This is a genomic window from Stenotrophomonas sp. 89682_Sma (assembly GCF_056481405.1).
Window position 1 is genome coordinate 4,558,782 of sequence record NZ_CM151147.1, and the last position, 24,608, is coordinate 4,583,389.

At 67.5% G+C, this 24,608-nt stretch carries 22 protein-coding genes and 1 tRNA gene; 14 read left to right on the top strand and 9 right to left on the bottom strand.

The features are described 5' to 3' along the window. Positions 1 to 61: 61 nt before the first annotated feature. The 4 genes from ACZK29_RS20995 to ACZK29_RS21010 form a co-directional block, all read right to left on the bottom strand. Entirely contained in the window at positions 62 to 1,246 is a 1,185-nt protein-coding gene (locus ACZK29_RS20995; protein WP_012481564.1) for an ABC transporter permease, read from the bottom strand. Continuing rightward, positions 1,243 to 1,989, bottom strand: a complete 747-nt coding sequence (locus tag ACZK29_RS21000) for an ABC transporter ATP-binding protein (RefSeq protein WP_049445108.1) — start codon at positions 1,987 to 1,989, stop codon at positions 1,243 to 1,245. The genes ACZK29_RS20995 and ACZK29_RS21000 overlap by 4 nt, the downstream gene beginning before the upstream one ends. After that, a complete protein-coding gene (locus ACZK29_RS21005; protein ID WP_111202348.1) occupies positions 1,986 to 3,512 on the bottom strand; it encodes an alpha/beta fold hydrolase in 1,527 nt (508 codons plus the stop codon). The genes ACZK29_RS21000 and ACZK29_RS21005 overlap by 4 nt, the downstream gene beginning before the upstream one ends. 68 nt (positions 3,513 to 3,580) lie before the next feature. Beyond that, a complete protein-coding gene (locus tag ACZK29_RS21010) occupies positions 3,581 to 4,783 on the bottom strand; it encodes a GGDEF domain-containing protein (protein ID WP_111202347.1) in 1,203 nt (400 codons plus the stop codon). A 154-nt stretch (positions 4,784 to 4,937) separates the two neighbouring features. On the opposite strand from ACZK29_RS21010, the gene ACZK29_RS21015 reads away from it, so the two are divergent. The 3 genes from ACZK29_RS21015 to ACZK29_RS21025 all read left to right on the top strand — a co-directional run bounded on the left by ACZK29_RS21015 (position 4,938) and on the right by ACZK29_RS21025 (position 8,164). Then, positions 4,938 to 5,423 carry a DUF1203 domain-containing protein gene (locus ACZK29_RS21015; protein ID WP_459047237.1) on the top strand — a complete coding sequence of 162 codons (486 nt, stop codon included), beginning with the start codon at positions 4,938 to 4,940 and terminating at the stop codon, positions 5,421 to 5,423. Positions 5,424 to 5,656: 233 nt separating this feature from the next. Then, positions 5,657 to 6,823: a lytic polysaccharide monooxygenase gene (locus ACZK29_RS21020; RefSeq protein ID WP_111202345.1), complete on the top strand. Its 1,167-nt coding sequence runs from the start codon at positions 5,657 to 5,659 to the stop codon at positions 6,821 to 6,823. 174 nt (positions 6,824 to 6,997) lie between these two features. Next, positions 6,998 to 8,164, top strand: coding sequence for a lytic polysaccharide monooxygenase (locus tag ACZK29_RS21025; RefSeq protein WP_111202344.1), 1,167 nt, complete (start codon positions 6,998 to 7,000; stop codon positions 8,162 to 8,164). A gap of 75 nt (positions 8,165 to 8,239) precedes the next feature. Here the strand turns inward: ACZK29_RS21025 and ACZK29_RS21030 are convergent, their stop codons facing one another. Continuing rightward, on the bottom strand, positions 8,240 to 8,989 hold the full coding sequence (locus tag ACZK29_RS21030; protein WP_106550660.1) for a ferredoxin--NADP reductase: 750 nt from the start codon (positions 8,987 to 8,989) through the stop codon (positions 8,240 to 8,242). An 85-nt stretch (positions 8,990 to 9,074) separates the two neighbouring features. Here ACZK29_RS21030 and ACZK29_RS21035 point away from each other — a divergent pair, with 85 nt between their 5' ends. From ACZK29_RS21035 to ACZK29_RS21055, 5 genes are all read left to right on the top strand, one after another. Beyond that, a complete protein-coding gene (locus ACZK29_RS21035) occupies positions 9,075 to 10,043 on the top strand; it encodes an ABC transporter ATP-binding protein (protein ID WP_099551730.1) in 969 nt (322 codons plus the stop codon). Beyond that, positions 10,040 to 10,831 (top strand): ABC transporter permease, encoded by a 792-nt coding sequence (locus ACZK29_RS21040; RefSeq protein ID WP_111202343.1) that lies wholly within the window; start codon positions 10,040 to 10,042, stop codon positions 10,829 to 10,831. Before ACZK29_RS21035 ends, ACZK29_RS21040 begins: the two co-directional genes overlap by 4 nt. Positions 10,832 to 11,155: 324 nt before the next feature. Then, a complete protein-coding gene (locus ACZK29_RS21045) occupies positions 11,156 to 11,923 on the top strand; it encodes a hypothetical protein (protein ID WP_111202342.1) in 768 nt (255 codons plus the stop codon). A gap of 188 nt (positions 11,924 to 12,111) precedes the next feature. Next, entirely contained in the window at positions 12,112 to 13,050 is a 939-nt protein-coding gene (gene panE / locus ACZK29_RS21050) for a 2-dehydropantoate 2-reductase (protein ID WP_111202341.1), read from the top strand. Further along, a complete protein-coding gene (locus ACZK29_RS21055) occupies positions 13,047 to 13,973 on the top strand; it encodes a Rossmann-fold NAD(P)-binding domain-containing protein (protein ID WP_111202340.1) in 927 nt (308 codons plus the stop codon). Before panE ends, ACZK29_RS21055 begins: the two co-directional genes overlap by 4 nt. Before the next feature lie 78 nt (positions 13,974 to 14,051). On the opposite strand, the gene ACZK29_RS21060 is transcribed toward ACZK29_RS21055, so the two are convergent. Continuing rightward, complete coding sequence (locus ACZK29_RS21060; protein WP_111202370.1) at positions 14,052 to 14,849, bottom strand: TatD family hydrolase; 798 nt, start codon at positions 14,847 to 14,849, stop codon at positions 14,052 to 14,054. Between the two features lie 67 nt (positions 14,850 to 14,916). Between ACZK29_RS21060 and hrpB the strand changes: the two genes are divergently transcribed. Together hrpB and ACZK29_RS21070 are read left to right on the top strand one after the other, a co-directional pair. Beyond that, entirely contained in the window at positions 14,917 to 17,421 is a 2,505-nt protein-coding gene (hrpB, locus tag ACZK29_RS21065) for an ATP-dependent helicase HrpB (protein WP_478446467.1), read from the top strand. Between the two features lie 213 nt (positions 17,422 to 17,634). After that, positions 17,635 to 18,009: a hypothetical protein gene (locus ACZK29_RS21070; RefSeq protein ID WP_019336760.1), complete on the top strand. Its 375-nt coding sequence runs from the start codon at positions 17,635 to 17,637 to the stop codon at positions 18,007 to 18,009. A 60-nt stretch (positions 18,010 to 18,069) separates the two neighbouring features. Here ACZK29_RS21070 and ACZK29_RS21075 read toward each other — a convergent pair whose 3' ends face one another. From ACZK29_RS21075 to ACZK29_RS21085, 3 genes are all read right to left on the bottom strand, one after another. Continuing rightward, on the bottom strand, positions 18,070 to 18,609 hold the full coding sequence (locus ACZK29_RS21075) for a pseudouridine synthase (RefSeq protein WP_111202369.1): 540 nt from the start codon (positions 18,607 to 18,609) through the stop codon (positions 18,070 to 18,072). 68 nt (positions 18,610 to 18,677) lie between these two features. Continuing rightward, the gene (locus ACZK29_RS21080; protein WP_478447100.1) at positions 18,678 to 18,929 is read right to left on the bottom strand and encodes a hypothetical protein; all 252 of its coding nucleotides are present in this window, start codon (positions 18,927 to 18,929) and stop codon (positions 18,678 to 18,680) included. Between the two features lie 112 nt (positions 18,930 to 19,041). Then, positions 19,042 to 19,899, bottom strand: coding sequence for a class I SAM-dependent methyltransferase (locus tag ACZK29_RS21085; protein WP_111202337.1), 858 nt, complete (start codon positions 19,897 to 19,899; stop codon positions 19,042 to 19,044). 169 nt (positions 19,900 to 20,068) lie between these two features. On the opposite strand from ACZK29_RS21085, the gene ACZK29_RS21090 reads away from it, so the two are divergent. The 4 genes from ACZK29_RS21090 (at position 20,069) to ACZK29_RS21105 (ending at position 24,501) form a co-directional block, all read left to right on the top strand. Further along, complete coding sequence (locus tag ACZK29_RS21090; RefSeq protein ID WP_459047231.1) at positions 20,069 to 21,025, top strand: aldo/keto reductase; 957 nt, start codon at positions 20,069 to 20,071, stop codon at positions 21,023 to 21,025. Positions 21,026 to 21,673: 648 nt separating this feature from the next. Continuing rightward, positions 21,674 to 21,744: transfer RNA gene (locus tag ACZK29_RS21095), tRNA-Gln, on the top strand. A 355-nt stretch (positions 21,745 to 22,099) separates the two neighbouring features. Continuing rightward, positions 22,100 to 23,224, top strand: a complete 1,125-nt coding sequence (locus tag ACZK29_RS21100) for a slipin family protein (protein WP_478446468.1) — start codon at positions 22,100 to 22,102, stop codon at positions 23,222 to 23,224. A gap of 56 nt (positions 23,225 to 23,280) precedes the next feature. After that, positions 23,281 to 24,501, top strand: coding sequence for an RtcB family protein (locus tag ACZK29_RS21105; protein WP_106549956.1), 1,221 nt, complete (start codon positions 23,281 to 23,283; stop codon positions 24,499 to 24,501). The last annotated feature ends 107 nt before the right edge of the window (positions 24,502 to 24,608 follow it).

The window sequence follows — 24,608 nt, forward strand, 5'->3', positions numbered from 1 at the left end:
GCCCGGACTGACCGGGCCTCGTTTCATATCCGCCGGGCACAGCCCGGCGCTATCTCTGCGGTCAGCCGGAGATGGCCAGGCGCTCGTTGTGATAACGGCGCACGGCGGCGAACCACAACACGGCGGCAAGGCCGAGGCTGGCGCCGAGGTAGATGGCCCAGACCGCGGGTGTGATGGTCTCGTGGCGGATCACCTTCAGCAGCATCTGGTTCTGCGACAGGAACGGCACGGCGTACTGCCACAGCTGGCTCTTCACCGGGTAGGCAATCAGCGCATAGCCCGGCAGCATCGGCAGAAGCATCAACCAGGTCATGTGGCTCTGCGCTTCCTTCATGCTCTTGGCCGCTGCGGCCAGGAAGGTCAGCAGCGAGGTGCCGATCAGCAGCATCGGCAGCATCACCAGCAGCATCTGCACCATCGCCATGATGTTCATGTTGAGCTGGCGGCCGATGTTGCCGGGGGCGATCTGCGCGCTCACCTTGAACGCGGCCAGGGTCAACAGCAGCGACGCAAAGCCGACCATGCAGGCGGCGGCGATCTTGCCGCTGACAATCGCACTGCGCGACCCCGGCGTGGCCAGCAGCGGCTCCAGCGACTGCCGCTCACGCTCGCCGGCGGTGGTGTCCATCACCAGGTAGGCACCACCGAGGAACGAGGTGAGGGTCAGCAGGATCGGCAACAACGCCGACAGCATCAGGCCACGCTTGGCTTCGGCACTGGCCATGTCCTGGCTGGCCACGTCCAGCGGCCGTGCGACCTGGGCGTCGATGCCCCGCGCCATCAGCCGCAGCGCCCCTACCTGCCCGTTGTACGTGGCCAACGCCGCCTGCAGGCGCGCAGTGGGCACCTCGGCGGCACGTCGTGTGCTGTCACTGATCACCTCCACCAGCGCTGGCTTGCCATCGGCCCAGTCCCTGCCGAAGTCCGGGCTGATGCGCAGCGCCACGTCGATGTCCTGCGAACGGATGGCCTCGGCCAGGTCCTTCGGCGCAGCAGCGGTATTCAGGCCCTGGGCAGCCAGGAAGCGCACCAGGTTCGGCGCATGTTCGGCGCCGATGGTGGGAATCTGCAGCGGCTGCTCGATCTGCGTGCGCACGCGGCTTTCGGACAGCTTGCCCATGCCCAGGATCAGCAGCGGGTACAGCAGCGGCCCGAACAGCAGGGTCAGCGCCAGCGTACGGCGGTCGCGCGACAGGTCACGCAGCTCCTTGCGCATCACCGTCATCAGGGTCGACATCATGCTCATGCGTGCAGGCCCTCTTCGCTGCCGATCAGTTTCACGAACGCATCCTCCAGGTTGGATTCGCCGGACTGCGTGCGCAGTTCATCGGCGCTGCCGGCGGCCATCACCGTGCCCTTGGCGATGATCACGATGTGATCGCACAGCGCGGCCACCTCCTGCATGATGTGGCTGGACAGGATCACGCAGCGGCCTTCTTCGCGCAGACCCAGCAGGAAGCGGCGCAGTGCGCGCGTGGTCATCACGTCCAGGCCATTGGTCGGTTCATCGAGAATGACGTTGCGCGGGTCGTGCACCAGCGCGCGGGCAATCGCGGTCTTGGTGCGCTGGCCCTGCGAGAAGCCATCGGTCTGGCGGTCGAGGATGTCCCCCATGTCCAGCGCGTGCGACAGCACCTCGATGCGCTCGCGGATGCGCTCGGCGGACAGGCCATGCAGTTCGCCGAAGTAAGCGATGTTCTCGCGCGCGGTCAGGCGCTTGTAGACGCCACGCGCATCGGGCAGCACGCCGAGATGGCGACGCACTTCCACCGGATTGCGCGCAGCGTCCACACCATCGACGCTGATGCTGCCCTGGTCGGGCGTCATCAGCGTGTACAGCATGCGCATGGTGGTGGTCTTGCCGGCGCCATTGGGCCCCAGCAAGCCGGTGATGCGACCATCCTCGGCGCGGAAGCCGACGTTGGCCACCGCCTGGATGCGGCCGGTGCGGGTATCGAAGGCCTTGTGCAGGTTGTCGGCGACGATCATGGGGCCCATCCGTTGAACGAAGTGAACGCCGGCACGTAGCTCAGCGTATCCAGGCAGCTGGCATCGATCGCCTTGGCATTGGTGGTGTCGATGAACTGGCCGAGCAGGCGCGGCATGCAGCCGGCGTTGAGCGTGCCGTGACCCTGCCCGCGGGCAACCAGCGCTCGGCCGTTGGGCAGGCCCTTGAGCACCTGCTCGGCGTAGCGCGGCGGGGTGACCGGGTCCAGCTCACCGGAGAGCAGCAACACGGGCAGATCGCCCTTCAGCGCTGCGGTGCTGGCGGCCGGCGCCGGCTGGTGGGGCCACACCGGGCAGGCGGCGAAGAACGCGCGCGCTGCTTCGGCACCGAACAATGCGTCATCGCTTTCAGGCGGGGCCTGGTAGCGCGGCGCGTCTTCGCTGCAGATCACCGACCACTGCATGCCGCGGTTGATCTGGAAATCCATGCTGCGGGTGGCGCCACGCACCAGCGAGGCCAGCGGTGCGTAGCGGCCCTGTGCGGCTTCATCCAGCACCAGTGGCAGCAGCGAGGAATACTCGGGCACATAGGAGAAGGCGAACGCCAGGCCAACCACGCTGTCCGGCGAAAGCACGTCCTGGCGCGGCGCGTTCGTACCGGGGTCGCGGTAATCGACCGTCACCGGCGTGCGGCGCAGGGTGTCGGACACGCTGCGCAGCTGTTCACGGGTATCAACCGGGAAGCGCTTGCTGCAGGCGGCATCCTTGCGGCACTGCGCCGACTGCAGGGTGATGGCGTTGTCGAAGGTCCTGGCGAACTCGCCACCCACCACCAGATCGTTGGGCACCACGCCATCGATCACGATGCTGCGGGTGTGCTGCGGGTAGGCCATGGCATAGCGCTGGGCCACGCGGGTGCCATAGGAGCCCCCGACCAGATTGAGCTTCTCGGCACCCAGCGCCTGGCGCACGGCGTCCAGATCGGCAATGGCTTCGGTGGTGGTGTAGAAGCGCGGATCGGCACGGCCTTCCAGCGAGGCCAGGCACTGCGTGGCGAAGTCGCGCATCACCGCTTCGGTGGGCGCGGCGTCTTCGTCCAGCTGCAGTTCCTTGCCGTCGGCGCCCAGGCAGCTGAGCGGGTTGGAGCCGCCGGTACCGCGCTGGTCGATCAGGAACACGTCGCGCTGCTTGCGCACCTGGCGCAGGGCAGTATCGACAATGACGGCCACCTCGCTGGCGGCCTGGCCGGGGCCGCCGGCCAGGAAGAACACCGGATCGGGCTGGCTGCTGCTGCCGTCGCCCGACTCCAGCCAGGCGATGCGCAGGCCGATGCTGCGGCCTTCGGGATGGGCGCGATCCTCCGGCACCTGCAGGGTGGCGCACTGCGCTTCCACATTGGCGCTGGCGCCGACGGTGGACAAGGTGCAGGGCTGGAAGCCGATCGTGCCGAAGCGGCGGCTGGGCGCGTCGGTGCTGCCCTTCGCGTCGGCGGACGGCGGTTGGCTGCAACCGGCAAGCATCAGGCTGGCCAGCATTCCGGCCAGCGCGAGGTGGTGTCTTTGCATCGTGCGTGTTTCCCCTGGAGGACGTTCCTGCCGACCACGACGGGCTGCCGTGGAAGATGTGACCCAACTTACACGGGCAGCGCGCCGGCGGCGATGGGCAGAGGCGGATTCCCGGCCGGGACGGCGCAGGCCAGGCGATCGCGGCCCTCGGCCTTGGCCCGGTACAGCGCCGCATCGGCCGCCGCCAGCAGCGTGGACAGGTCGCCTTGGCCTTCGTCCATCGCCAGACCGATGCTGGCGGTGACCGTCACCGGTCCGGTGGCCAGCCGCGCCGGGCACCGCTGCAGAGCGGCACGGATCGCTGCGGCCCCTGCCATTGCGTCGTCCTGCGTGCTGCCGGCCATCACCAGCACGAACTCCTCACCGCCGTAACGGCCCAGCAGGGCGTCGTGGCCCGGTGCACAGCGCTGCAGCAACGCTGCGAAATGGCGCAGTACCTGGTCGCCTGCCAGATGGCCCCAGCGGTCATTGATCTGCTTGAAGTGATCGACATCCACCAGCAGCAGCGCCAGCGGCCGCCCTTGTCGACGCAGGCGCTGCAGATGCGCCTGGCCATCGGCCAGCACGGCACCGCGGTTGAGCAGGCCGGTCAGGCCGTCGGTGCGCGCCGCATGCCGCAGATCGACCAGCATCCGCTCGACCAGCAGCAGCACCATTGCGAAGCAGCGCGCCAGTTCCAGCATCACTCCGGCGATGTAGGTGGCGAACATCGGCGAACCGGTACGCATGATGTCCTCGCCGGCATCCGGAGCCACCGGCAGGAACAAACGCACGGCATACAGCGTGGCTTCGGCCAGGAACACCGCCGCGGCCAAACGGCAACTGGTGCGTTGCTGGACCGGGGCATGGCGCAGCAGTAGCCATGCAATCCAGCCATCGACAACCAGCGCGAACACGCTGAACACCTGCAGGCGCACGCCGAGGCTCGGCCACAGCACCAGGAATGCAAAGATGCAGGCCATGAACGCGGCCGCCATCAACAACGGCCGCCACAGAGGCAACGGCTGCTCCAGGTGCAGCGCCACGCCGCGCAGCATCATCAGCGCGCACCCGGCCATCGCTGCATTGCCGGCCAGCACGGCCGGCACCAGTGGCAGATAGGGACGCAGCGCCAGCAGGGTCACGCCCAGGGTCAGCAGCCACAGGCTGGCGGTCCACTGGCGCAGCGCGGGTTGCCCGCGCAGCACGAGCAGCAGCAGCGAGAACCCCACGGCAATGCCGATGCAGAGCAGGAAGCCAAGCACGGTGATGGTGCGGAAATCCAGGGACATGCAGCGCTCGTCGGCCGGGGCGGCGCGCGCATCTTAGCGCCTTGCAGCGTGATTCCTGCGGCGCTCTTCGGCTCGAGGGTGATGCCGGGTCTGAAAACGGCGAGCAGGCCCACCGGCGCATGCGCAGAATCGGCGAAAGCCCAAGGAGACGCACATGCACGCGTGGTACCTCGGTGGCATCGACCACCGCCCCTTCCTGCCCCTGTTCGAGATGAGTGACAACGCGCTCGCTGCACTGGGAATCCAGCGTCGCTGGGCAGGCGATTCGGGAGGACACCCCTGCCGGATCAGCCTGAGCGATCCTCCCTGCGGCAGCGAACTGCTCCTGCTGTCCCATGTGCACCTGCCGTTGCACTCGCCCTATCGCGCGTCCGGCCCGATCTTCGTGCAGCGCGGCGTCACCCGTTGCGTATTGCCCGCCGGGGAGGTGCCACCCTATGTGCAGCGCCGCGTGATCTCGCTGCGCGCCTACGACCGCGCAGCGTTGATGCGCAGTGCGCAGGTCTGCGCCGGCACCGAGGTCGCCACGCAGCTGGACACGATCTTCGCCGATCCAGCGGTGGCCTTTGTCCAGCTGCACAACGCGGCACACGGCTGTTTCTCATGCCAGGCAGATCGGGTTGGCATCAACGCCACGTAGCGCCACCTCCACGACGTGATCGACGGCACGCCGATCACGTGACCACTGGCGCATCCGTTCAGCACCACGTGAAGCCTGCGGGAAGGGCTTCACATGCACAGTCACGGATCGGCATTTCCAGGGTTCCGCCGCCCGCACCACGACTCGATACTCGCTGTGGTGCCGCCGCAAGTCCGCTGCGCAGCGCACGTCCTGCGGTCACCGTTCCCTTTCGACGACCACAAGGATGCGCCATGTCATTCCGATCCACACCGTTGCTGCTGGCCACCGCGTTCGCCGCCGCAGGCCTGAGCCTGGCCGGCACTGCGGCCGCCCACGGCACCATGACCACGCCGGTCAGCCGCGTCTATGCCTGCTTCCAGGGCAATCCCGAGAACCCGACCAATCCGGCCTGTGCCGCCGCCAAGGCGATCGGCGGCTCGCAGGCGTTCTACGACTGGAACGGCATCAACCAGGCCAACGCCAACGGCAACCACCAGGCGGTGGTACCCGATGGCAAGCTGTGCAGCGGCAACAACCCGACCTTCCGCGGCCTGGACGTGGACCGCAGCGACTGGCAGACCACGCCGATCCAGCCCGATGCGAATGGCAGGTTCACTTTCGTGTTCAAGGCCACCGCGCCGCATGCCACGCGCGACTGGCGCTTCTTCGTCACCCGCGAAGGCTGGCAGCCGGGCAGCCCGTTGCGCTGGGCCGACCTGCAGGAATTCTGCACGCTGGGCAATACACCGCTGTCGGCCGATGGCACCTACAAGCTGCAGTGCACGCTGCCGCAGCGCACCGGCCAGCACGTGATCTACAACACCTGGCAGCGCTCGGATTCGACCGAGGCGTTCTACACCTGCATGGACGTGCGCTTCCAGGGCGGCGGCACCACGCCGGCACCACAATGGCAGGATGCCGGCCCGGTGACCGCACGCGGTGACCTGCCGGTCGGTACCACGCTGGCGCTGCGCGTGTTCAACGCCAGCGGCAACGATGTCGAGCGCGTGGAGGCCACACTGGCCAACGGCCAGACCGCCGCTGCGCAATGGCCGTTGGCGCTGGCCCGCAAGGTCAATGCCAGTGCCCAGCATGCGCGCGTGGGCGTGCTGGCCAATGGTGCAATCACGCCGACGGCCTCGGCCACCGCCAACCGCGTGTACCTGAAGGATGGCAACCGCTTCCAGCTCGACACGAAGGTGCCGGGCCCGGGCACGCCGTCGCCGGGCGGTGATTTCGACCATGTGTACCCGGCCGGTATCGGCAGCTACGTGCCGGGCCAGACCGTGGTGAAGGGCACCGACGGCAAGCTGTATGCCTGCCGACCATTCCCGGAAGGTGCCTGGTGCAACGTCAATGCCGAGGCGTACCGGCCGGGTGTGGGTGCGGCCTGGCGCGATGCGTGGCTGCCGTACTGATCCGTTGCGGGAGGCGGTGCGCATGCGCCGCCTCCTGCCTGGAGGTCAGGATGATGAGCACCGTATTGCAGATCGGGCATGACAGTCATCGAATTCAAACTTGTCTGATGTTGCCGGCGCATCTGCATGTGAAGACTCCATGAGGTTTCCCACACCTCGCAAAGGAGTCTCTGCATGCACCTGTCCCATCGGGCAGTCCTCGCCCTGTCCGTCGTTGCCGGCCTCGCCTTGTCCGGCAGCGCCTTCGCCCACGGCACCATGACCAAGCCGCTCAGCCGCGTGAAGCAGTGCCACGAGGGCAATCCGGAAAACCCGACCAACCCGGCCTGTGCCGCAGCCAAGGCCGTTGGCGGCGCTCAGCCCTTCTATGACTGGAGCGCGATTGCCCATGGCAATGCCAATGGCAACCACCGCGAACTGGTGCGGGATGGCGAACTGTGCAGCGCCAGCATTCCCAAGTACCGCGGCCTTGACCTGAACCGCACGGACTGGCCGACCACGCCGATCCGCGCCGACGCCCGCGGCCGCTACACCTTCGAGTTCTACGCCCCGGCCCCGCATGCCACCCGCGAGTGGAAGTTCTACGTCACCCGTGACGGTTGGCAGCCGGGCAGTCCGTTGCGCTGGGCCGACCTGCAGGAATTCTGCACCCTGGGCAACGTGCCGGTGGACGGCAAGACCTACAAGCTGGACTGCCCGCTGCCCAAGCGCAGTGGCCAGCACATCATCTACAACACCTGGCAGCGTTCGGATTCGGGTGAAGCGTTCTACACCTGCATGGACGTCCGCTTCGAAGGCGGCAACGGCGTGATTCCGCCGCCGGAGTGGCAGGATGCCGGCCCGGTCACCGCCCGCGGTGCACTGGAGGCAGGCACCACGCTGACCCTGCGCGTGTTCAATGCCAACGGCAACGATCTGGAGCGCCCGGAAGTGACCCTGGCCGCCGGCCAGACCGCTCCGGCGCAGTGGCCGATGGCGCTGGCCCGCAAGGTCAACGGCAGCGCCCAGCACGCCCGCGTCGGCGTGATGAAGAACGGCGTGATCACGCCGGTGGCGTCCGCCACCGAGAACCGCGTGTACCTGAAGCCGGGCAACCGCTTTGAACTGGAAACCCAGATTCCGGGCCCGGTCGATCCGGTCGATCCGCCGGGTGGCGATTTCGACTTCGTATATCCGGCCGGCCTCGGCAGCTACAAGCCGGGCGAGACCGTGGTGAAGGGCACCGACGGCAAGCTGTACGCCTGCCGCCCGTTCCCGGAAGGCGCCTGGTGCAACATCAACGCCGATGCCTACCGCCCGGGCACCGGATTCGCCTGGCGTGATGCCTGGATCGCGTACTGAGGCAGGGCACCGGGGGCGGCGTGATGCCGCCTCCGGTTTGCGGGATTGCCGGCCAGCGGCCGGCACTACCCTGGCTTACTTGCTGCTGACGTACTTCTCGCGGCGGATCTGCGGGTTGCCCAGGCCAGCCGCCTTGAGCAGCTCGGCGCAGGCATCGACCATGTCCGGGTTGCCGCACAGGTAGGCGATGTCGGTGGCCGGGTCCGGCGAGAAACCGGCCAGGGCCTGCTGCACGTAGCCATGCTGCACGTCCGGGTGTGGATCGGCCGGCAGTTCGCGCGACAGGCACGGAACATAACGGAAGTTCGGGTGCTTTTCGGCGAAGCTGTAGAAATCTTCGCTGTACAGCAGCTCGCCCGGGCTGCGCGCACCCTGCAGCAGCACGATCTGCACGCCACGCTCAGCCATGGCCGTTTCCAGCAGTGGCAGCATCGAGCGGTACGGCGTGACGCCGGTACCGGTGGCAATCAGCAGGTAGCGGGCATTGTGGTCGCCAGGGTTCAGGCAGAAACGGCCGTAAGGGCCGGACGCGCTGACCTGGCCGCCGTGCTCCAGCGCCTCGAACAGCGCCGTGGCGGCGCCGCCGGGCACGAAACTGACCGCGATATCCACCGCCTCGCCCGGGCCCAGCGCGTGGTCGTGGATGGTCGCCAGCGAGTAGCTGCGCTTGGTTTCGGTGCCGTCGGCGTAGCTGAAATGGACCTGGATGAACTGGCCCGGCTGGAAATCCAGCGGCTGTCCATCGTCACGCACGAACTGGTAATGGCCGACGGTCGGGGCCAGCATGCGGCGGCCGACCAGCTTGAGGGGGAATTGAACAGGCACGACTTTTCGGGACAGTGTGTAGCCGGGGCAAGCCCTCGGGGTCTTCTATAATAGCCCCTCCCCGCCCCCTCTCCAGCGCCAGCCCATGGGCGCGAAGGCTTCGAGCTTGGCATCCCAGAACGATACGGCGCCCGCCCTGCGCGTGCGCGACCTGCGCAAGACCTACGACAACGGCACCCAGGCCCTGAAGGGTGTTTCCCTGGAAGTGGCCCCGGGCGACTTCTTCGCCCTGCTGGGCCCCAACGGCGCCGGCAAGTCGACCCTGATCGGCATCATCAGCTCCCTGGTCAACCTCAGCGAAGGCCAGGTGGAAGTGTTCGGCAGCGACCTGGTGCGCAACCGCAGCGCCACCATGCGCCTGATCGGGCTGGTGCCGCAGGAAATCAACTTCAACCTGTTCGAGAAGCCCTTCGACATCCTGGTGAACTACGCCGGTTTCTACGGCGTGCCGCGCGAGGAAGCCGAAAAGCGCGCAGAAGAGGAACTCAAGCGCGCGCACCTGTGGGAAAAGGCGCAGGTGATGAGCCGCACCCTGTCCGGCGGCATGAAGCGCCGGCTGATGATCGCCCGCGCGATGATGACCCGCCCGCGGCTGCTGATCCTGGACGAACCAACTGCCGGCGTGGACATCGAGATCCGCCGCGACATGTGGCGCGTGCTGAAGGAGATCAATGCCGCCGGCACCACGATCATCCTCACCACGCACTACCTGGAAGAGGCCGAGTATCTGTGCCGCCACCTGGCGATCATCAACCACGGCCAGATCGTCGAGCAGGGCCCGATGCGCGCCCTGCTGGCCAAGCTGGACGTGGAAGGCTTCCTGCTGGACATCGACGGTGAGCTGCCGGCGCAGCTACCGGTGATCGAAGGCGCGACGTTGACCGCCCCGGACCCGCACACGCTGGACATCGACATGCCGCGCGCCATGGACCTCAACCGCGTGTTCGCCACGCTGAACGAGGCCGGCATCCGCGTGCGTTCGATGCGCACCAAGAGCAACCGCCTGGAGGAGCTGTTCGTGCGCCTCACCGGCAACCTGGAGACCTCCGCATGAGCACCACCGAGCTGACCGACGGCCAGCGCAACCGCGTCGCGCTGATGACCATCGTGCGCCGCGAAGTCGCCCGCATCATGCGCATCTGGGGCCAGACCCTGGTGCCGCCGGCGATCACCATGACCCTGTACTTCCTGATCTTCGGCAACCTGATCGGGTCGCGCGTGGGTGACATGGGCGGCTACACCTACATGCAGTTCATCGTGCCGGGCCTGGTGATGATGAGCGTGATCCAGAACAGCTACGGCAACATCAGTTCCTCGTTCTTCGGTGCCAAGTTCGGCCGCCACGTGGAAGAGCTGCTGGTCAGCCCGATGCCGAACTGGGTGATCCTGTGGGGCTACGTGGCCGGTGCCGTGCTGCGCGGCCTGATGGTGGGCGTGATCGTGCTGATCATCGCGATGTTCTTCACCCCGGTGCGTATTCCGCATCCGATCGTGATGCTGACCACGGTGATCCTGGGCGCGACGATCTTCTCGCTGGCCGGCTTCATCAACGCGGTGTATGCGAAGAAGTTCGACGACGTGGCGATCGTGCCGACCTTCATCCTGACCCCGCTGACCTATCTGGGCGGCGTGTTCTACTCGGTGAAGCTGCTGCCGGGCTGGGCCGAGGCGGCCACCCACGCCAACCCGATCTTCTACATGGTCAACGCGTTCCGCTATGGCCTGCTGGGCAGCAGTGACGTACCGCTGCCGGTGGCCTACGGCCTGATGATCGGCTTCGTGGTGGTACTGACGGCGCTGGCGCTGTGGCTGCTGCGCCGTGGCGTGGGCATGCGCAGCTGAGTTCTGCCTGCAGGGCCTGCGGCCCTGCACCCGCTGAATCAACGTCAAGGTCAACTTCAACGGCAAAAGCTGACTAGCCGAGGGATGGCGGGGTGGGTCCGGTTGCGGGGGACGCCGTGAATCCGTCCATGGAGGCTTGGCCGCGGCATCCATGCCGCAGACACCCCCGCAACCGGACCCACCCCGCCTTCGACAAATTGCCGCTGCTGTTGGTGGGTGTCGACCTTGGTCGACACGATGGATCCACGCCATGCGTAGATGGAGCGTTCACGGTAAGGCCGACGCCCGGCTCTTTTCGTTCGGGATTGCGGCTAGGCTGTGGCGATGAAGATCACTTCCATTCCGTTGGACAAGGCCGTGTCGGACGGCCCCATCGATGCCTTCAGCCACGCGCTGCTGGGCGATTCGCCCACGCTGGATGAGGTGCTGGAATACCTGGCCACACGACACGCAGCTGATCCCCGGTACCGCTATCTGTGCACGCTCGATGATGCCGGTCAGTGCCGCTACACCAGCATGCACGCCTCAGACGACGCGCGCATCGCGCTGTACGAGGACGAAGACCCGGCAACCCCCGACGATGCGTTGGCGGCACGCGAGCGGTTGCTGGCGCATGTCATCGCGCAGCTCGAGCATTCCTCTCATCGGCTGGAATGGAGCGCGCTGGCAGGCACGCTGATGTGCAGTGACGCAGACATCGAGGCGCTGGTTGCTGCCAATGCCGCGCCGGATCTGATCGTCGACGAGGTGGTCTGCGTGCAGCAGGTACCCGTGGCCCGTGACGACCTGCTGATCGCCGCCCTGCCCAATGGCTACTTCAGCGCCGACTGGGACATCTTCCAGAACCACGCCCTGATCCGGCACCTGCAGGAACACCATGGCTACCGCCTGTTCGGGCTTGGCGCATCGTGGCTGGGCTTCCAGCATGACCGCGCGCCATCGCCAGCAGAGGCGAGCGCGTTGGTGGCGGGCCTGCAGCGCATCTATGCCGCAGGAAGGGACGACACCTGGTCGCAACTGGCTGCGACGCTGGCCACCCGCACCACGCTTCTGTTGGGATACACCGAAGACTTCAGCGAACAGCTGCGCTGAGCACCGCTCTACATGGGCGAGCGCAGCGAGCGACCCGCTTCCGCTCTTGAACGGCTTCCCGCGGTGGCCGCGCCCGGCCAACTCCACTGAACAGTGCTTTCCGCGAACCACCACGAGGGGCACCGACGCTGGTCGCAATCTCCGGCACAATCGCCATCATGATTCCCCCAGAACACGGTGAACGTGCAATGCGCATCCTGATCCTCGGCGCCGGCGGTACCGGCGGTTACTTCGGTGGTCGCCTGGCCCAGGCCGGCGTGGACGTAACCTTCCTCGTGCGCCCCGCCCGCGCAGCGCAGCTGGACCGCGATGGCCTGGTCATCCGCAGCCCGCTCGGCGACGCCCGCTTCCCGGTGCAGCACGTCACTGCTGATGCGCTGCCCGCACTGGCCGCGCAGAAGCCGTTCGACCTGGTCATCCTCAGCTGCAAGGCCTACGACCTGGACAGCTCGGTTGACGCCATTGCCCCAGCCGTTGGCGCAGGCACCACCGTGTTGCCCATCCTCAATGGCCTGCATCACTACAACGCGCTGGATCTGCGCTTCGGCCGCGAGGCGGTGCTCGGTGGGCTGTGCTTCATCAGCGCCACCAAGGCGCCCGATGGCGCGGTGCTGCATCTGGGCAAGCCGGCCAAGCTCACCTTCGGCGAGCGCGATGGCGGCGCGGTCTCCGCGCGCGTGCGCGACTTCGCTGCGGTCTGCGCGCAGGCCAACCTGGATCACTTGGCCAGCGAACGCATCGGCCAGGAACAGTGGGTCAAGTACACCTTCCTGACCGCGCTGGCCGCGGCCACCTGCCTGCTGCGCGCCGATATCGGCACCATCGTCGCTACCCACGATGGCGAGGCGATCGTGCGTGCCTTGTATGACGAGTGCCTGGCCGTGGCCGAGGCCGCCGGTGAACCGATTCCCGAAGCTGCGCAGGACACCGCGCGCGGTACCTTGACCCAGGCAGGATCTGCCCTGAAGGCGTCGATGCTGCGCGACCTGGAAGCAGGCCAGCAGGTGGAAGCCGAGCAGATCGTCGGCGACATGCTGGCGCGTGCCCGCAGGGCCGACCAGGAAGCCCTGCTGCTGCAGGTCGCCTACAGCAGCCTGCAGGCCTATCAGGCACTGCGCAGCGCGTGAGCTTCGCGTTGCAGGCCAACGCACTGCCGGCGCGGGTGCTGATCCTCGGCCTGGGCTGGAGCGGGTGCGTGCTGGCCACGCAGTTGCAGGCGCGCGGCGTGCAGGTTGCGGGGACGGTGCGTGATCCGGCGGCGGCGCCCGACGATGGCCTGCGTCGACACCGGTTGCATGCCGACGCCTCGCCCTCGCCATCCCTGCTCGAGGAAATCGCACAGGCCAACGCCGTTTTGTGCAGCGTGCCGCCAGATGCCGAGGGTGACCCGGCACTGCGCCTGCTGTTGCCCGCGCTGCAGGCCAACCCGGCATTGCGCTGGGTCGGCTATCTGTCGTCGACGTCGGTGTATGCCGACCGCGCCGGCGGTTGGATCGATGAGCGCAGCGCGGCCGATGCCACCGACGCGGCCGGCGTGCAGCGCCGGCTGGCGGAAGCACAGTGGCGTGCACTGGCCGGACAACGCGGCATCGCCTCGGCGGTGTTCCGCCTGCCCGGCCTGTACGGACCAGGCCGCAATGCGCTGGTGCAGTTGTCACAGGGCCGCGCACGCCACGTGATCCGCCCCGGCCTGGTGTTCAACCGGCTGCACGTGCAGGACCTGGCGGCGGTCATCATCGCCGCGATGCAGCGCCCCACCGCACAAGGGTTGTACCTGCCCAGTGACGACGAGCCGGCACCGCCGCAGGAGGTGCTGGCCTTCGCCGCGCAGCTGGGTGGGTTTGCGCTGCCGCCGGCCGTGGCCTGGGACGACCCGGTGCTGAGCCCGGCGTTGCGCCGCTTCTACGAAAGCAACAAGCGCATCGACAATCGTGGCACGCGTGCGGCGCTGGGGTGGGCACCGCGGTTTCCGACGTATCGGGAAGGACTGCAGGCGCTGGCCGCTTCGCTCGCCGGGCATGGCCCGGCGCTACCGGACAGCTCTTTGTAGAGCCGAGCCCATGCTCGGCTGCTCTTTGCGTCTTTCGCGCTGCGCGCGATAAGCCGAGCATGGGCTCGGCTCTACGGATCAACCGGCGTTGGGCAGGCGGAAGAACGTGCGCGTGGCAGCAGTGGCATTGGCCGCGGTCACCGCAACGTCCTCGCCACGGTCACGTGCCAGCTCTTCCACGATGTGGGACAGGAACATCGGTTCGTTGCGGCGGTCCTTCGGCATCGGCTTCAGCGTGCGCGGCAGCAGGTACGGCGCGTCGGTCTCGATCATCAGGCGGTTGGCCGGGATGTTCTTCACCAGTTCACGCAGGTGCGCGCCACGGCGCTCATCGCACAGCCAGCCGGTGATGCCGATGTACCAGTCCTGGTCCAGGTAGTCGAACAGTTCGTCGCGTTCACCGGTGAAGCAGTGCACCACCGCCGGGCCGATGCGGCCCTCGAAGTTCTTCATCTGTGCCATGAAATCGGCATGCGCGTCGCGCTGGTGCAGGAACAGCGGCTTTCCATTCTCAGCGGCCAGCTGCAGCTGGCGCTCGAACGCGCGGTGCTGGGCCGGGCGCGGCGAGAAGTCACGGAAGTAGTCCAGCCCGCACTCACCCACCGCCACCACTTCCGGGTGGGCGTGCAGCGCGCGCATCTCGGCATCGCATTCGTCGGTGTATTCCACCGCATGATGCGGGTGCACGCCGGCGGTGGCATACAGGAAGCCCAGATGCTGCTGCGCCAGCTGCAGGGCCAGCGGCGAGTGCTCGCGGCTGGCACCGGTGATGACCATCTGCACCACGCCGGCCTGGCGCGCGCGGTCCAGCACGGCGTCACGGTCGCGGTCGAAGGAATCGTGGGTCAGGTTGGCGCCGATATCGATCAGGTGCATGGTCATCGCGGGGGAAAAGTGCCCGCGCATTGTACCTGCGCCCGCCGTGGCCCCTTATCCTTTGCACATGAACGCCCCGCTCTTCCCGATTTCCCCGCTGCTGCCACAGATCCAGCAGCACCTGGCCGCGCAGCCGCGGCTGGTGCTGGAAGCCCCACCTGGCGCCGGCAAGACCACCCAGGTGCCGCTGGCACTGCTGGATGCACCCTGGCTGCAGGGGCGGAAGATCATCCTGCTGGAACCGCGCCGGGTGGCCGCACGCAGCGCCGCGCTGTTCATGGCGCGGCAGCTGGGCGAAGAGGTGGGCGGCACCGTCGGCTACCGCATCCGTTTCGAGAACAAGGTTTCGTCGCGCACGCGGATCGAGGTGGTCACCGAAGGCATCCTGACCCGCATGCTGCAGGACGACCCGATGCTGGAAGACGTCGGCGCGATCCTGTTCGACGAGTTCCACGAGCGCCATCTCAGTGGCGATCTGGGCCTGGCGCTGGCGCTGGACGTTCAGGCCCAGCTGCGCGATGACCTGCGCCTGGTGGTGATGTCGGCCACGCTGGATGGCGAGCGGCTGGCGCGCTTCCTGGATGCACCGCGCCTGAGCAGCGAGGGCCGCAGCTACCCGGTGGCGATCAGCCATTTCCCGGCGCGCCGCGATGAAGCGCTGGAGCTGCAGGTGCGCCGAGCGGTGCAGCAGGCGCTGGCCGAACACCCCGGCGACGTGCTGGTGTTCCTGCCCGGCCAGCGCGAGATTGCGCGCGTCCAGGCCGGGCTGCAGGAATCACTGGACGGCAACGTCGAGGTACTGGCACTGCATGGTGAGTTGCCGGTGGAACAGCAGGCGCGCGTACTGCAGGCCGCCAGCGACGGCCGCCGCCGCGTAGTGCTGGCCACCAACGTGGCCGAGTCTTCGGTGACCCTGCCCGGCGTGCGCGTGGTGATCGACAGCGGCCAGGCGCGCGAACCGCGCTACGACCCCAACAGCGGCTTCACCCGGCTGGACGTGGTGGCGATCGCGCAGGCCTCGGCCGACCAGCGTGCCGGCCGTGCCGGACGCGTGGCCGAGGGCGTGGCCTGGCGGCTGTGGCCGCAATCGCAGCGGCTGGAACCGCAGCGCCGCGCCGAGATCGACCAGGTGGAGCTGGCCGGGCTGGCGCTGGAACTGGCGGCCTGGGGCAGCAGCGATCTGCGCTTCCTCGATCCACCACCGACCGGCCCGATGAGCGCGGCGCGCGAACTGCTGCAGCGTCTCGGTGCCCTGTCCGGCAGTGGCGCGATCACCGCACTCGGCCGGCGCGTGCTGGCATTGGGCACGCACCCGCGGATGGCGGCAATGCTGCTGGCCGCGCCGGATGCACGCGCGCAGGCACTGGCGGCGGATCTGGCCGCACTGCTGGAAGCCCGCGACCCGCTGCGTCAGGGCGGTGACGCGCTGGCGGCCCGCTGGCGCGCACTGGCCGCGTTCCGCAATGGCCGCGCACCGGGCGATGCCAACCGCAGCGGACTGGCCGCGATCGATGCCGCCGCCAAGCAGTGGCGTCGCCGCCTGCGCTGCGAGGCTACGCCGCCGGCCAGCATCGAGGCGCACGAACTCGGTGACCTGCTTGCGCACGCCTTTCCCGACCGGATCGGTTTCCAGCATCCCAGCGATCCGCTGCGCTACCTGCTGGCCAATGGCCGCAGCGCGCGCCTGCACGAGCTGAGCGACCTGCGCGGCGAACCGTGGCTGGTCGCCAGCGAACTGCGCTTCGAGGCGCGCGATGCACTGCTGCTGCGCGCCGCGCCGGTGGACGAAGATCGGCTGCGCAAGGCATGGCCGGAGCGCTTCGTCACCGAAGACGTAGTGCGCTGGGACAGCGAGCGACGCGCCCTGGTGGCACTGCGCGAGACCCGTTTCGACCGGATCGTGCTGGACAGCCGCTCTGCCGGCCGGGTCGATCCGCAGCACGCCGCGCAGGCGCTGACCGACGCGGTCGCCGAACTCGGCCTGCACGCCTTGCCGTGGACCGAAGGCCTGCGCCAGTGGCAGGCACGGGTCGAATCGCTGCGGCGCTGGATGCCGGAGCTCGGCCTGCCCGACTGCAGCGACGACGCCCTGCTGGCCAACCGCGCGCAGTGGTTGCAGCCCGCGTTCGCCGGCAAGAGCCGTCTGGATGCGCTGGACGAATCCAGCTTCGGCGAAGCGTTGAAGTCGCCGCTGGAGTGGTCGCAGCGGCAGCTGGTCGAGCGTCATGCGCCGACCCGCATCACCGTGCCGTCCGGGCTGGAGCGGCCGATCAGCTATGCATTGGACAGCGAGAGTGGTGATCCGCTGCCGCCAGTGCTGGCGGTGAAACTGCAGGAACTGTTTGGCCTGGCCGACACGCCGCGCATCGCCGATGGCCGCGTGCCGCTGACCCTGCACCTGCTCTCCCCCGGCGGCCGCCCGCTGCAGGTCACCCAGGACCTGCGCAACTTCTGGGAGAACACCTATGCCGAGGTGAAGAAGGAAATGAAGGGCCGCTACCCGCGCCATCCGTGGCCGGATGATCCGTGGACCGCGATAGCGACGCACCGGGCCAAGCCGCGCGGAACCTGAGGGGGCGGGGTCGGATCCCATTGCATCGCAATGGGCTCTGACCGCATACATCGCGCTGGGGTCAGAGCCCTTTCCCAACGGAAAGGGATCCGACCCCACCCTGCCTGATCCTGAATGGCTGGAGTAGAGTCACACCATGCGTAGCCCCGACTGACATACCGTTTACGGGCAACACGCGACACTGGACTTCGACCCGAGGCAAAGGACCCCCGCATGAGCAAGCTGACCGTAATCACCGACCGCGCTCTGGAGCGCGCCCTGGAGCTGGCCCACACCGCCGGCGATGGCCTGAAGAGCGCCGGTGGCAGCCTGCGCAACGCGGACTGGATCAAGACCGGCGCCGCCATCGGCGCAGTGAAGACCGGCGGCAAGGCCGCGACCAAGTTCGTGCGCCGCAATCCGGCAGTGGCCGTGGCCGCAGCTGCGGTCGGCGTGGGCCTGCTCGGCTATGCGCTGTACCGCAAGCAGCAGAAGAAGAAGGCCGCCAATGGCCACGTGGTGAATGGGCAGGCGCAGCGCATCAATGCACGTGACCGCCGCAACGACACCGTGGTGGATGAGCACAGTGATATCGGCAGCGACGCCTGAGATCGTCGGCCGCTGCCAGGGCCGGGGTCCTTCCGCAGGAAGGGCTCCGGCCTTTTCATTTCAACCGATCTGCCGCCACTGCCCCGGCTGCAGGTCATCCAGCCGGTACGGCCCCATCGAAACGCGCACCAGGCGCAGCGTTGGCAGGTTCACCGCCGCCGTCATCCGCCGCACCTGCCGGTTGCGGCCCTCGCGGATCGTGATCGCCAGCCAACTGTCGGGCACGGTCTTGCGGAAGCGGACCGGTGGATCACGCGTCCACAGCGACGGCGCCGGATCAAGGCGTTCGATCTTCGCCGGCAGCGTCGGGCCGTCGTTGAGCACCACGCCTTCGCGCAAGCGTTGCAGCTGCTCATCGCTGGGCGTGCCTTCCACCTGCACCCAGTAGGTCTTGTCGGCCTTGTGCCTGGGATCGGTCAGCTTGTGCGCCAGCGTACCGTTGTCGGTCAGCAGCAGCAGGCCCTCGCTGTCATGGTCGAGCCGGCCAGCGGCATACACGCGCGGCGGCAGGCCGAACCCGGCCAGGGTCGGCCGCGGCGGCACGCTGCGGTCGGTGAACTGGCAGAGCACGTTGAAGGGCTTGTTGAAGGCGATCAGCATTGCAGGCACGGCGGGCGGCAGGTAGGGCATTGTCCCATTCCCGCATCGCCGCCGCGATCACCGGCTACTCAGCCGAAGACCTTCCTTTCCATCAACAGCGCGACGAGCACCAGCACCACGCCGCACGTGGCGGCCGCGTTGGCCTGGTGCCGCAGCCGCGCTACCGGTGGGCAGGCCCTGCGCGCACGCTCGTCCCACAGGCCACCAACGAGCAGCGCCGTAAAACCTGCCGCCGCCACCAGGTCATGCACGTGACCCGCATGGAACACGAAGTCGTACAACCGCGGCAGCGCCATCAATGCGAAGGCGAAGTACAGCACCTTCTTCAACAGTCCACTCCATTGGCGGTAGCGCCGGGCCATGCCCGGCGGATACACAGTACGTCCATTGCAGCGCCGCTGCGCTCGCCGGGCGTGGCCCGGCGCTACCCCCTTACGGCTTGATGAAGCGCAGGGTCATGCGGTCGCTCTCGCCGATCGCCTGGTACTTCGCGTCGTCGGCCTTGTCGTGCTGGTTGGTCGGCGGCAGCGTCCACACGCCGTTCGGGTGGTCCTTGGTATCGCGCGGGTTGGCGTTGACCTCGCTGCGCGCATCCAGCTTGAAGCCGGCGGCCTCGGCCATCGCGATCACCTGCTGCTGGCCGACATAGCCGGTGTCATCGTCGTCGGCCACATCGGCATTGGCACGATGCTCGACCACCCCCAGCACGCCACCCGGCTTGAGCACGTTGAAGAAGCCCTGGAACATGCCCTGCGCCTGGCCGGCCTTGCGCCAGTTGTGCACGTTGCGGAAGGTCAGCACCACGTCGGCTGAATTGGCCGGGCCGAACACCGGCTTGGCCGGATCGTAGGCGACCACGGCGGTCTTGCCGAACTGTGCCGGTGCGCCGGCGTACTTCTTTTCCAGGCTGTCGCGGCTGCGCTGCTGGTAATCGCGGCCACGGCCTTCGGGCACGGCCATCGGATCGACCACGGCAGCGACGTAATGACCCTTGTCATGCAGCAGCGGCGCCAGGATCTCCGAGTACCAGCCGTTGCCAGGGGTGATCTCGATGACGGTCTTTTCCGGAGCCACCTTGAAGAACGACAGCGTCTGCGCCGGATGACGGAAGCCATCGCGCTTGACGTTGTTGGCATCGCGGGTGGGCGCCTTCACCGCTGCGTCGATGGCCGGCGATACCTGGATCTTCGCCGGCGCTACCGTGGCCGGTGCGGCGAACGCGGGAACAGCAGCAAGCAGGGCCGAGGCAAGCAGCAGTCGGCAACCACGCAGGGACGAAGCAGGCATCATCGGAACGACTCCAGCGGAAGATGCGGCGAGACTAGCAGTCGCAGCGTCCCAGGTGTTCACAAAACGTTAGCAGCGTGCGTGTCGCGGAACACTGTTTTGTGGCCATCGCCGCAGCACGGTCACACAACGCGTTTTATTCTGGAGCACTTCCCCCAAGGAGTCCGTGCCCATGACGGCAACCCGCGAACTGGGCCGTTCCGGCCTGCATGTACGTCCGCTCGCCTTCGGTGGCAACGTGTTCGGCTGGAGCGCCGATGAGAAGGCCAGCTTCGCCCTGCTCGATGCCTTCGTCGATGCCGGCTTCAACCTGGTCGACACCGCCGATGTGTATTCGGCGTGGGTGCCAGGCAATGCCGGCGGCGAATCGGAAACGCTGATCGGCAAGTGGTTTGCCCGCAGCGGCAAGCGCGACAAGGTGGTGCTCGCAACCAAGGTGGCCAAATGGGCCGAACGCCCTGGCCTGACCCCGGACAACATCAATGCCGCGGTCGAGGATTCGCTGCGCCGCCTGCAGACCGACGTGATCGATCTGTACCAGGCCCACGAGGATGACGAGTCGACGCCGCTGGAAGCGACCCTGGCCGCGTTCGGGCGCCTGATCGAAGCCGGCAAGGTGCGTGCGATCGGTGCGTCCAACTACAGCGCCACCCGCCTCGCCGATGCGTTGAAGGTGTCCACCGACTACAAATTGCCGCGTTACGAAACCCTGCAGCCGGAGTACAACCTGTATGACCGCGCCGGCTACGAAAAGGAACTGGAACCGCTGGTGCAGCGCGAACAGATCGGCGTGATCGGCTACTACGCGCTGGCCAGTGGCTTCCTCAGCGGCAAGTACCGCACGCCGGCCGATGCAGCCAAGAGCCCGGCACGTGGCGAAACGGTGGTGAAGCGCTATCTGAACCCGCGCGGCCTGCGCATCCTGCAGGCACTGGATGACGTGGCCAGCAAGCACGGCGCCAGCGCCGCGCAGATCGCACTGGCATGGCAGATCGCACGGCCGTCGATCACCGCACCGATCGTCAGCGCCACCAGCGTCGAGCAGCTGCACGACCTGCTGGCCGCAGCGAACCTGTCGTTGAGCGTGCAGGATGTCGCGCAACTCGACGCCGCCAGCACGGAAGCCTGAGACCCGGTAGTGCCGGCCGCTGGCCGGCATGACACATACACCGAAGAAAATAATTGAACAAAATGGTTGCACGCGACTAAATCGTGGTTTATCGTGCGCACCTCGTTTCAACAACCACTGGAAACTTCCCTTGAACGCGCATTCCGTCGCCATCGCCAAACTGCTGCCATGCCTGCGCATGGACGTGCTGGCGCGCGCGTTCGGCAAGGAAATCCAGCTGACAACGGCCTGATATCCGCCCTGCGGAGATCGGCCACCCCGATCTCCGAGGCCTGACGACGCCCTCGGAACGCAAGTCCCGGGGGCGTTTTCGTTTGCGTCGGCACAAGGACCCGCGATGCCAGAACTGCACCCCGCGCGGCAACCCGCCGCTCACTGACCCAGGTTTTTCCGCCCCGCCGAAGGATTTACTTCGCGCGAGTGGCGACGCCTGGACATTATCTGCATCGCACCCAAACATTATCGCTCGCGATAATGTCGTTGGCCTGCACCCTCGATTCTCCAACGGTCCCGTTTCATCCACGGGCTGGTGCGCGCGGCGTTGCCGTGGCGTATGCCGGAGGTCGCGGACATGCCATCGCCTGGATCGCCTGCTGGAGGCAGGCGCCGGTTCGCCGGCACGCGGTTCGATTCCGCGCGGTTCACCACTGGATAGCTCAGTAGGGTAGAGCAACGGATCCTGATTCCGTCTGTCGTGGGTTCGATTCCCACTCCAACCACATGACCTTCCACGTCATGACTTGAAGCAACACCCGGGGCGCAAGCCCCAGCGGCCATCGTCGCCGTCCACGGACATCGCCTTCGGGCAGGAACGTGGAAGGCAACGGACCGCACGCCGGGCCCCGGCCCGCCGCCACTGCCAGCCACGTTCCGCCCCGGTGCTGCCTGCCGGGAACGACGATGGCAGCACTGCCGGTGCACCGATGGCCCCGCGCGCGGACCGTCCGCCGATGGCCGCCCTCTTCCGCAGGCGGCACAGCGTGTGCCGCCTGTCCTGCCACGACCGGTTCGACCCGGGTCATGGCATTCATTCCATCGGGTCGAACCACCAGAGCCATACAAGGAGAGACTCCCATGTTCTGGACCATCAAGGTCGTGATCGGCGACGGCGAGCGCGGCCTGGTGTATCGCAACCGTCGCTTCCAGCAGATCCTGCTGCCGGGTGTGCACCGCCTGTCGCTGTTCGGCGGCCGCCCGCAGGTGGACCTCCACAACGCATCGAAGGGCGCGGCCTACACCGGCAGCGATCAGGACAGCCTGATCGAAGCGCTGGGCGCGACGCTGGACACGCACTTCGTGCTGGCCAACGTCGGCGCCGGCGAGGTCGGCCTGTTGCTGCGCAACGGCCGCATCGATGAAGTGCTGCCGCCGGGCAGCCGCCGTCTGTACTGGCGCGGTTCGGTCGACACCCAGGTACGCGTGATGGCGCTGGGTGACGATCCGCGCATTGCGGCGGACGTGCAGCAGCGCCTGGGCCAGTTGGGCGTGCTGCCGCGTGTGGCGGTGATCAGCACCGTCCCGAGCGAGTCGGTCGGCCTGCTGTTCATCGACGGCACGCTGCGGCAGACGCTGGATGCCGGCCTGCACGCGTTCTGGAACTTCAACGGCAACGTGTCGGTGGAGCGTGTGGAACTGCGTGCACGTTCACTGGACGTGTCCGGCCAGGAGCTGCTCAGCCGCGACAAGGTGACCCTGCGTGTGAACCTGGCCGCGACCGTGCAGGTGATCGACCCGGTGCGTGCACACCGCACGCTCAGCAATGCCGATGAGTTCGTCTATCGGCAGCTGCAGTTCGGCCTGCGCCAGGCGATTGCCGCGCGCAGCCTGGACGAGCTGCTGGGCGACAGGGCGGCGCTGGACGGCGAGATCGCCGCCCATGTGCAGGCCGCGATCGAGGGCCATGGCGTGCGGCTGCTCGGCGTGGGCATCAAGGACGTGATCCTGCCGGGCGAGATGAAGGAGATCCTCAACGGCGTGGTGCTGGCCGAGAAGCAGGCCCAGGCCAGCGTGATCCGTCGCCGCGAGGAGGCCAACGCCACGCGTTCGCAGCTCAACACCGCAAAGCTGATCGAGGACAACCCGGTGCTGATGCGCTTGAAGGAGCTGGAGGCACTGGAGAAGGTCACCGAGAAGATCGACAAGCTCACCGTGTTCGGCGGCCTGGATGGCGTGCTGAAGCAGCTGGTGACGATCAGGTAGGGGGCAGCGGTGGCGCAGGGACGCGCCACCGGCCCATCAAGGACATAGACGAAGACATGGACACTCAACAGAACTATCAATGGCTGCACGCCGAGGGCACCACGCCGATCAAGGGCTGGGTCAACGGCGTTCCGCTGGAAGCGCAGGCCCACGAGCAGCTGCGCAACATCGCCGCGATCCCGTTCGTCGGGCCGTGGGTGGCGGTGATGCCGGACGTGCACCTGGGCAAGGGCGCGACCGTGGGCTCGGTGATCCCGACCCGTGGCGCGATCATTCCGGCCGCGGTCGGCGTCGACATCGGCTGTGGCATGGCCGCCGTGCGCACCACCCTGCGCGCCAACGACCTGCCCGACGACCTGCGGCAGCTGCGCAACAGCATCGAGCGCAGCATCCCGGTCGGCAACGGGCGCGGCGGCGAGCACCAGCGCATGCCCGACAGCATCCACACGCGGCTGGTGCAGTCCGGGCTGGCCGCCGGACTGGAGAAGATCAAGGACAGGCACCGCAGGATCCGCACCGACAAGCTCGACCGTCAGCTGGGAACGCTGGGCGGCGGCAACCACTTCATCGAACTGTGCCTGGACGAGACGGACACGGTGTGGGTGATGCTGCACAGCGGCTCGCGCGGTACCGGCAACCTGATCGGCACCTACTTCATCGAGAAGGCGCGCGAGGAGCTGGCACGGCGCGTGCTCGGCTTCCACCTGCCGGACAAGGACCTGGCGTTCTTCATGGAAGGCGAGCCGCTGTTCGACGACTACGTCGAAGCCGTGTCGTGGGCGCAGGACTACGCGCGGCAGAACCGCGAGGCGATGATGTCGCGGGTGCTGGCCGAGATGCGTCACCGCTTGCCGAAGTTCCAGCTGGCCGCGATGGCGGTGAACTGCCACCACAACTACGTGCAGAAGGAAACGCACCACGGGCAGGAACTGCTGGTGACACGCAAGGGCGCGGTCAGTGCGCGCGAGGGCGAGCTGGGCATCATTCCCGGCAGCATGGGCACGCGCAGCTACATCGTGCGTGGCAAGGGCAACGCGGACAGCTTCCACAGCTGCAGCCACGGTGCCGGCCGGGTGATGAGCCGTGGCGCTGCACGCCAGCAGATCACGCTGGCCCAGCACCGCGAGGCCACCGCGCATGTGGAATGCCGCAAGGACAGCGGCGTGCTGGACGAGTCACCGGCGGCGTACAAGTCGATCGATGACGTGATGGCCGCCCAGCTGGACCTGGTGGACGTGGTGCACACGCTGCGGCAGGTGCTGTGCGTGAAGGGATGATGGAACGGTGCCGGCCAAGGCCGGCACCCACCGCACCCGATTGCGGTGGATCCACTCCATGCGTGGATGGAACAGCCCCGACCAAGGTCGGCATCTACCGGAACACG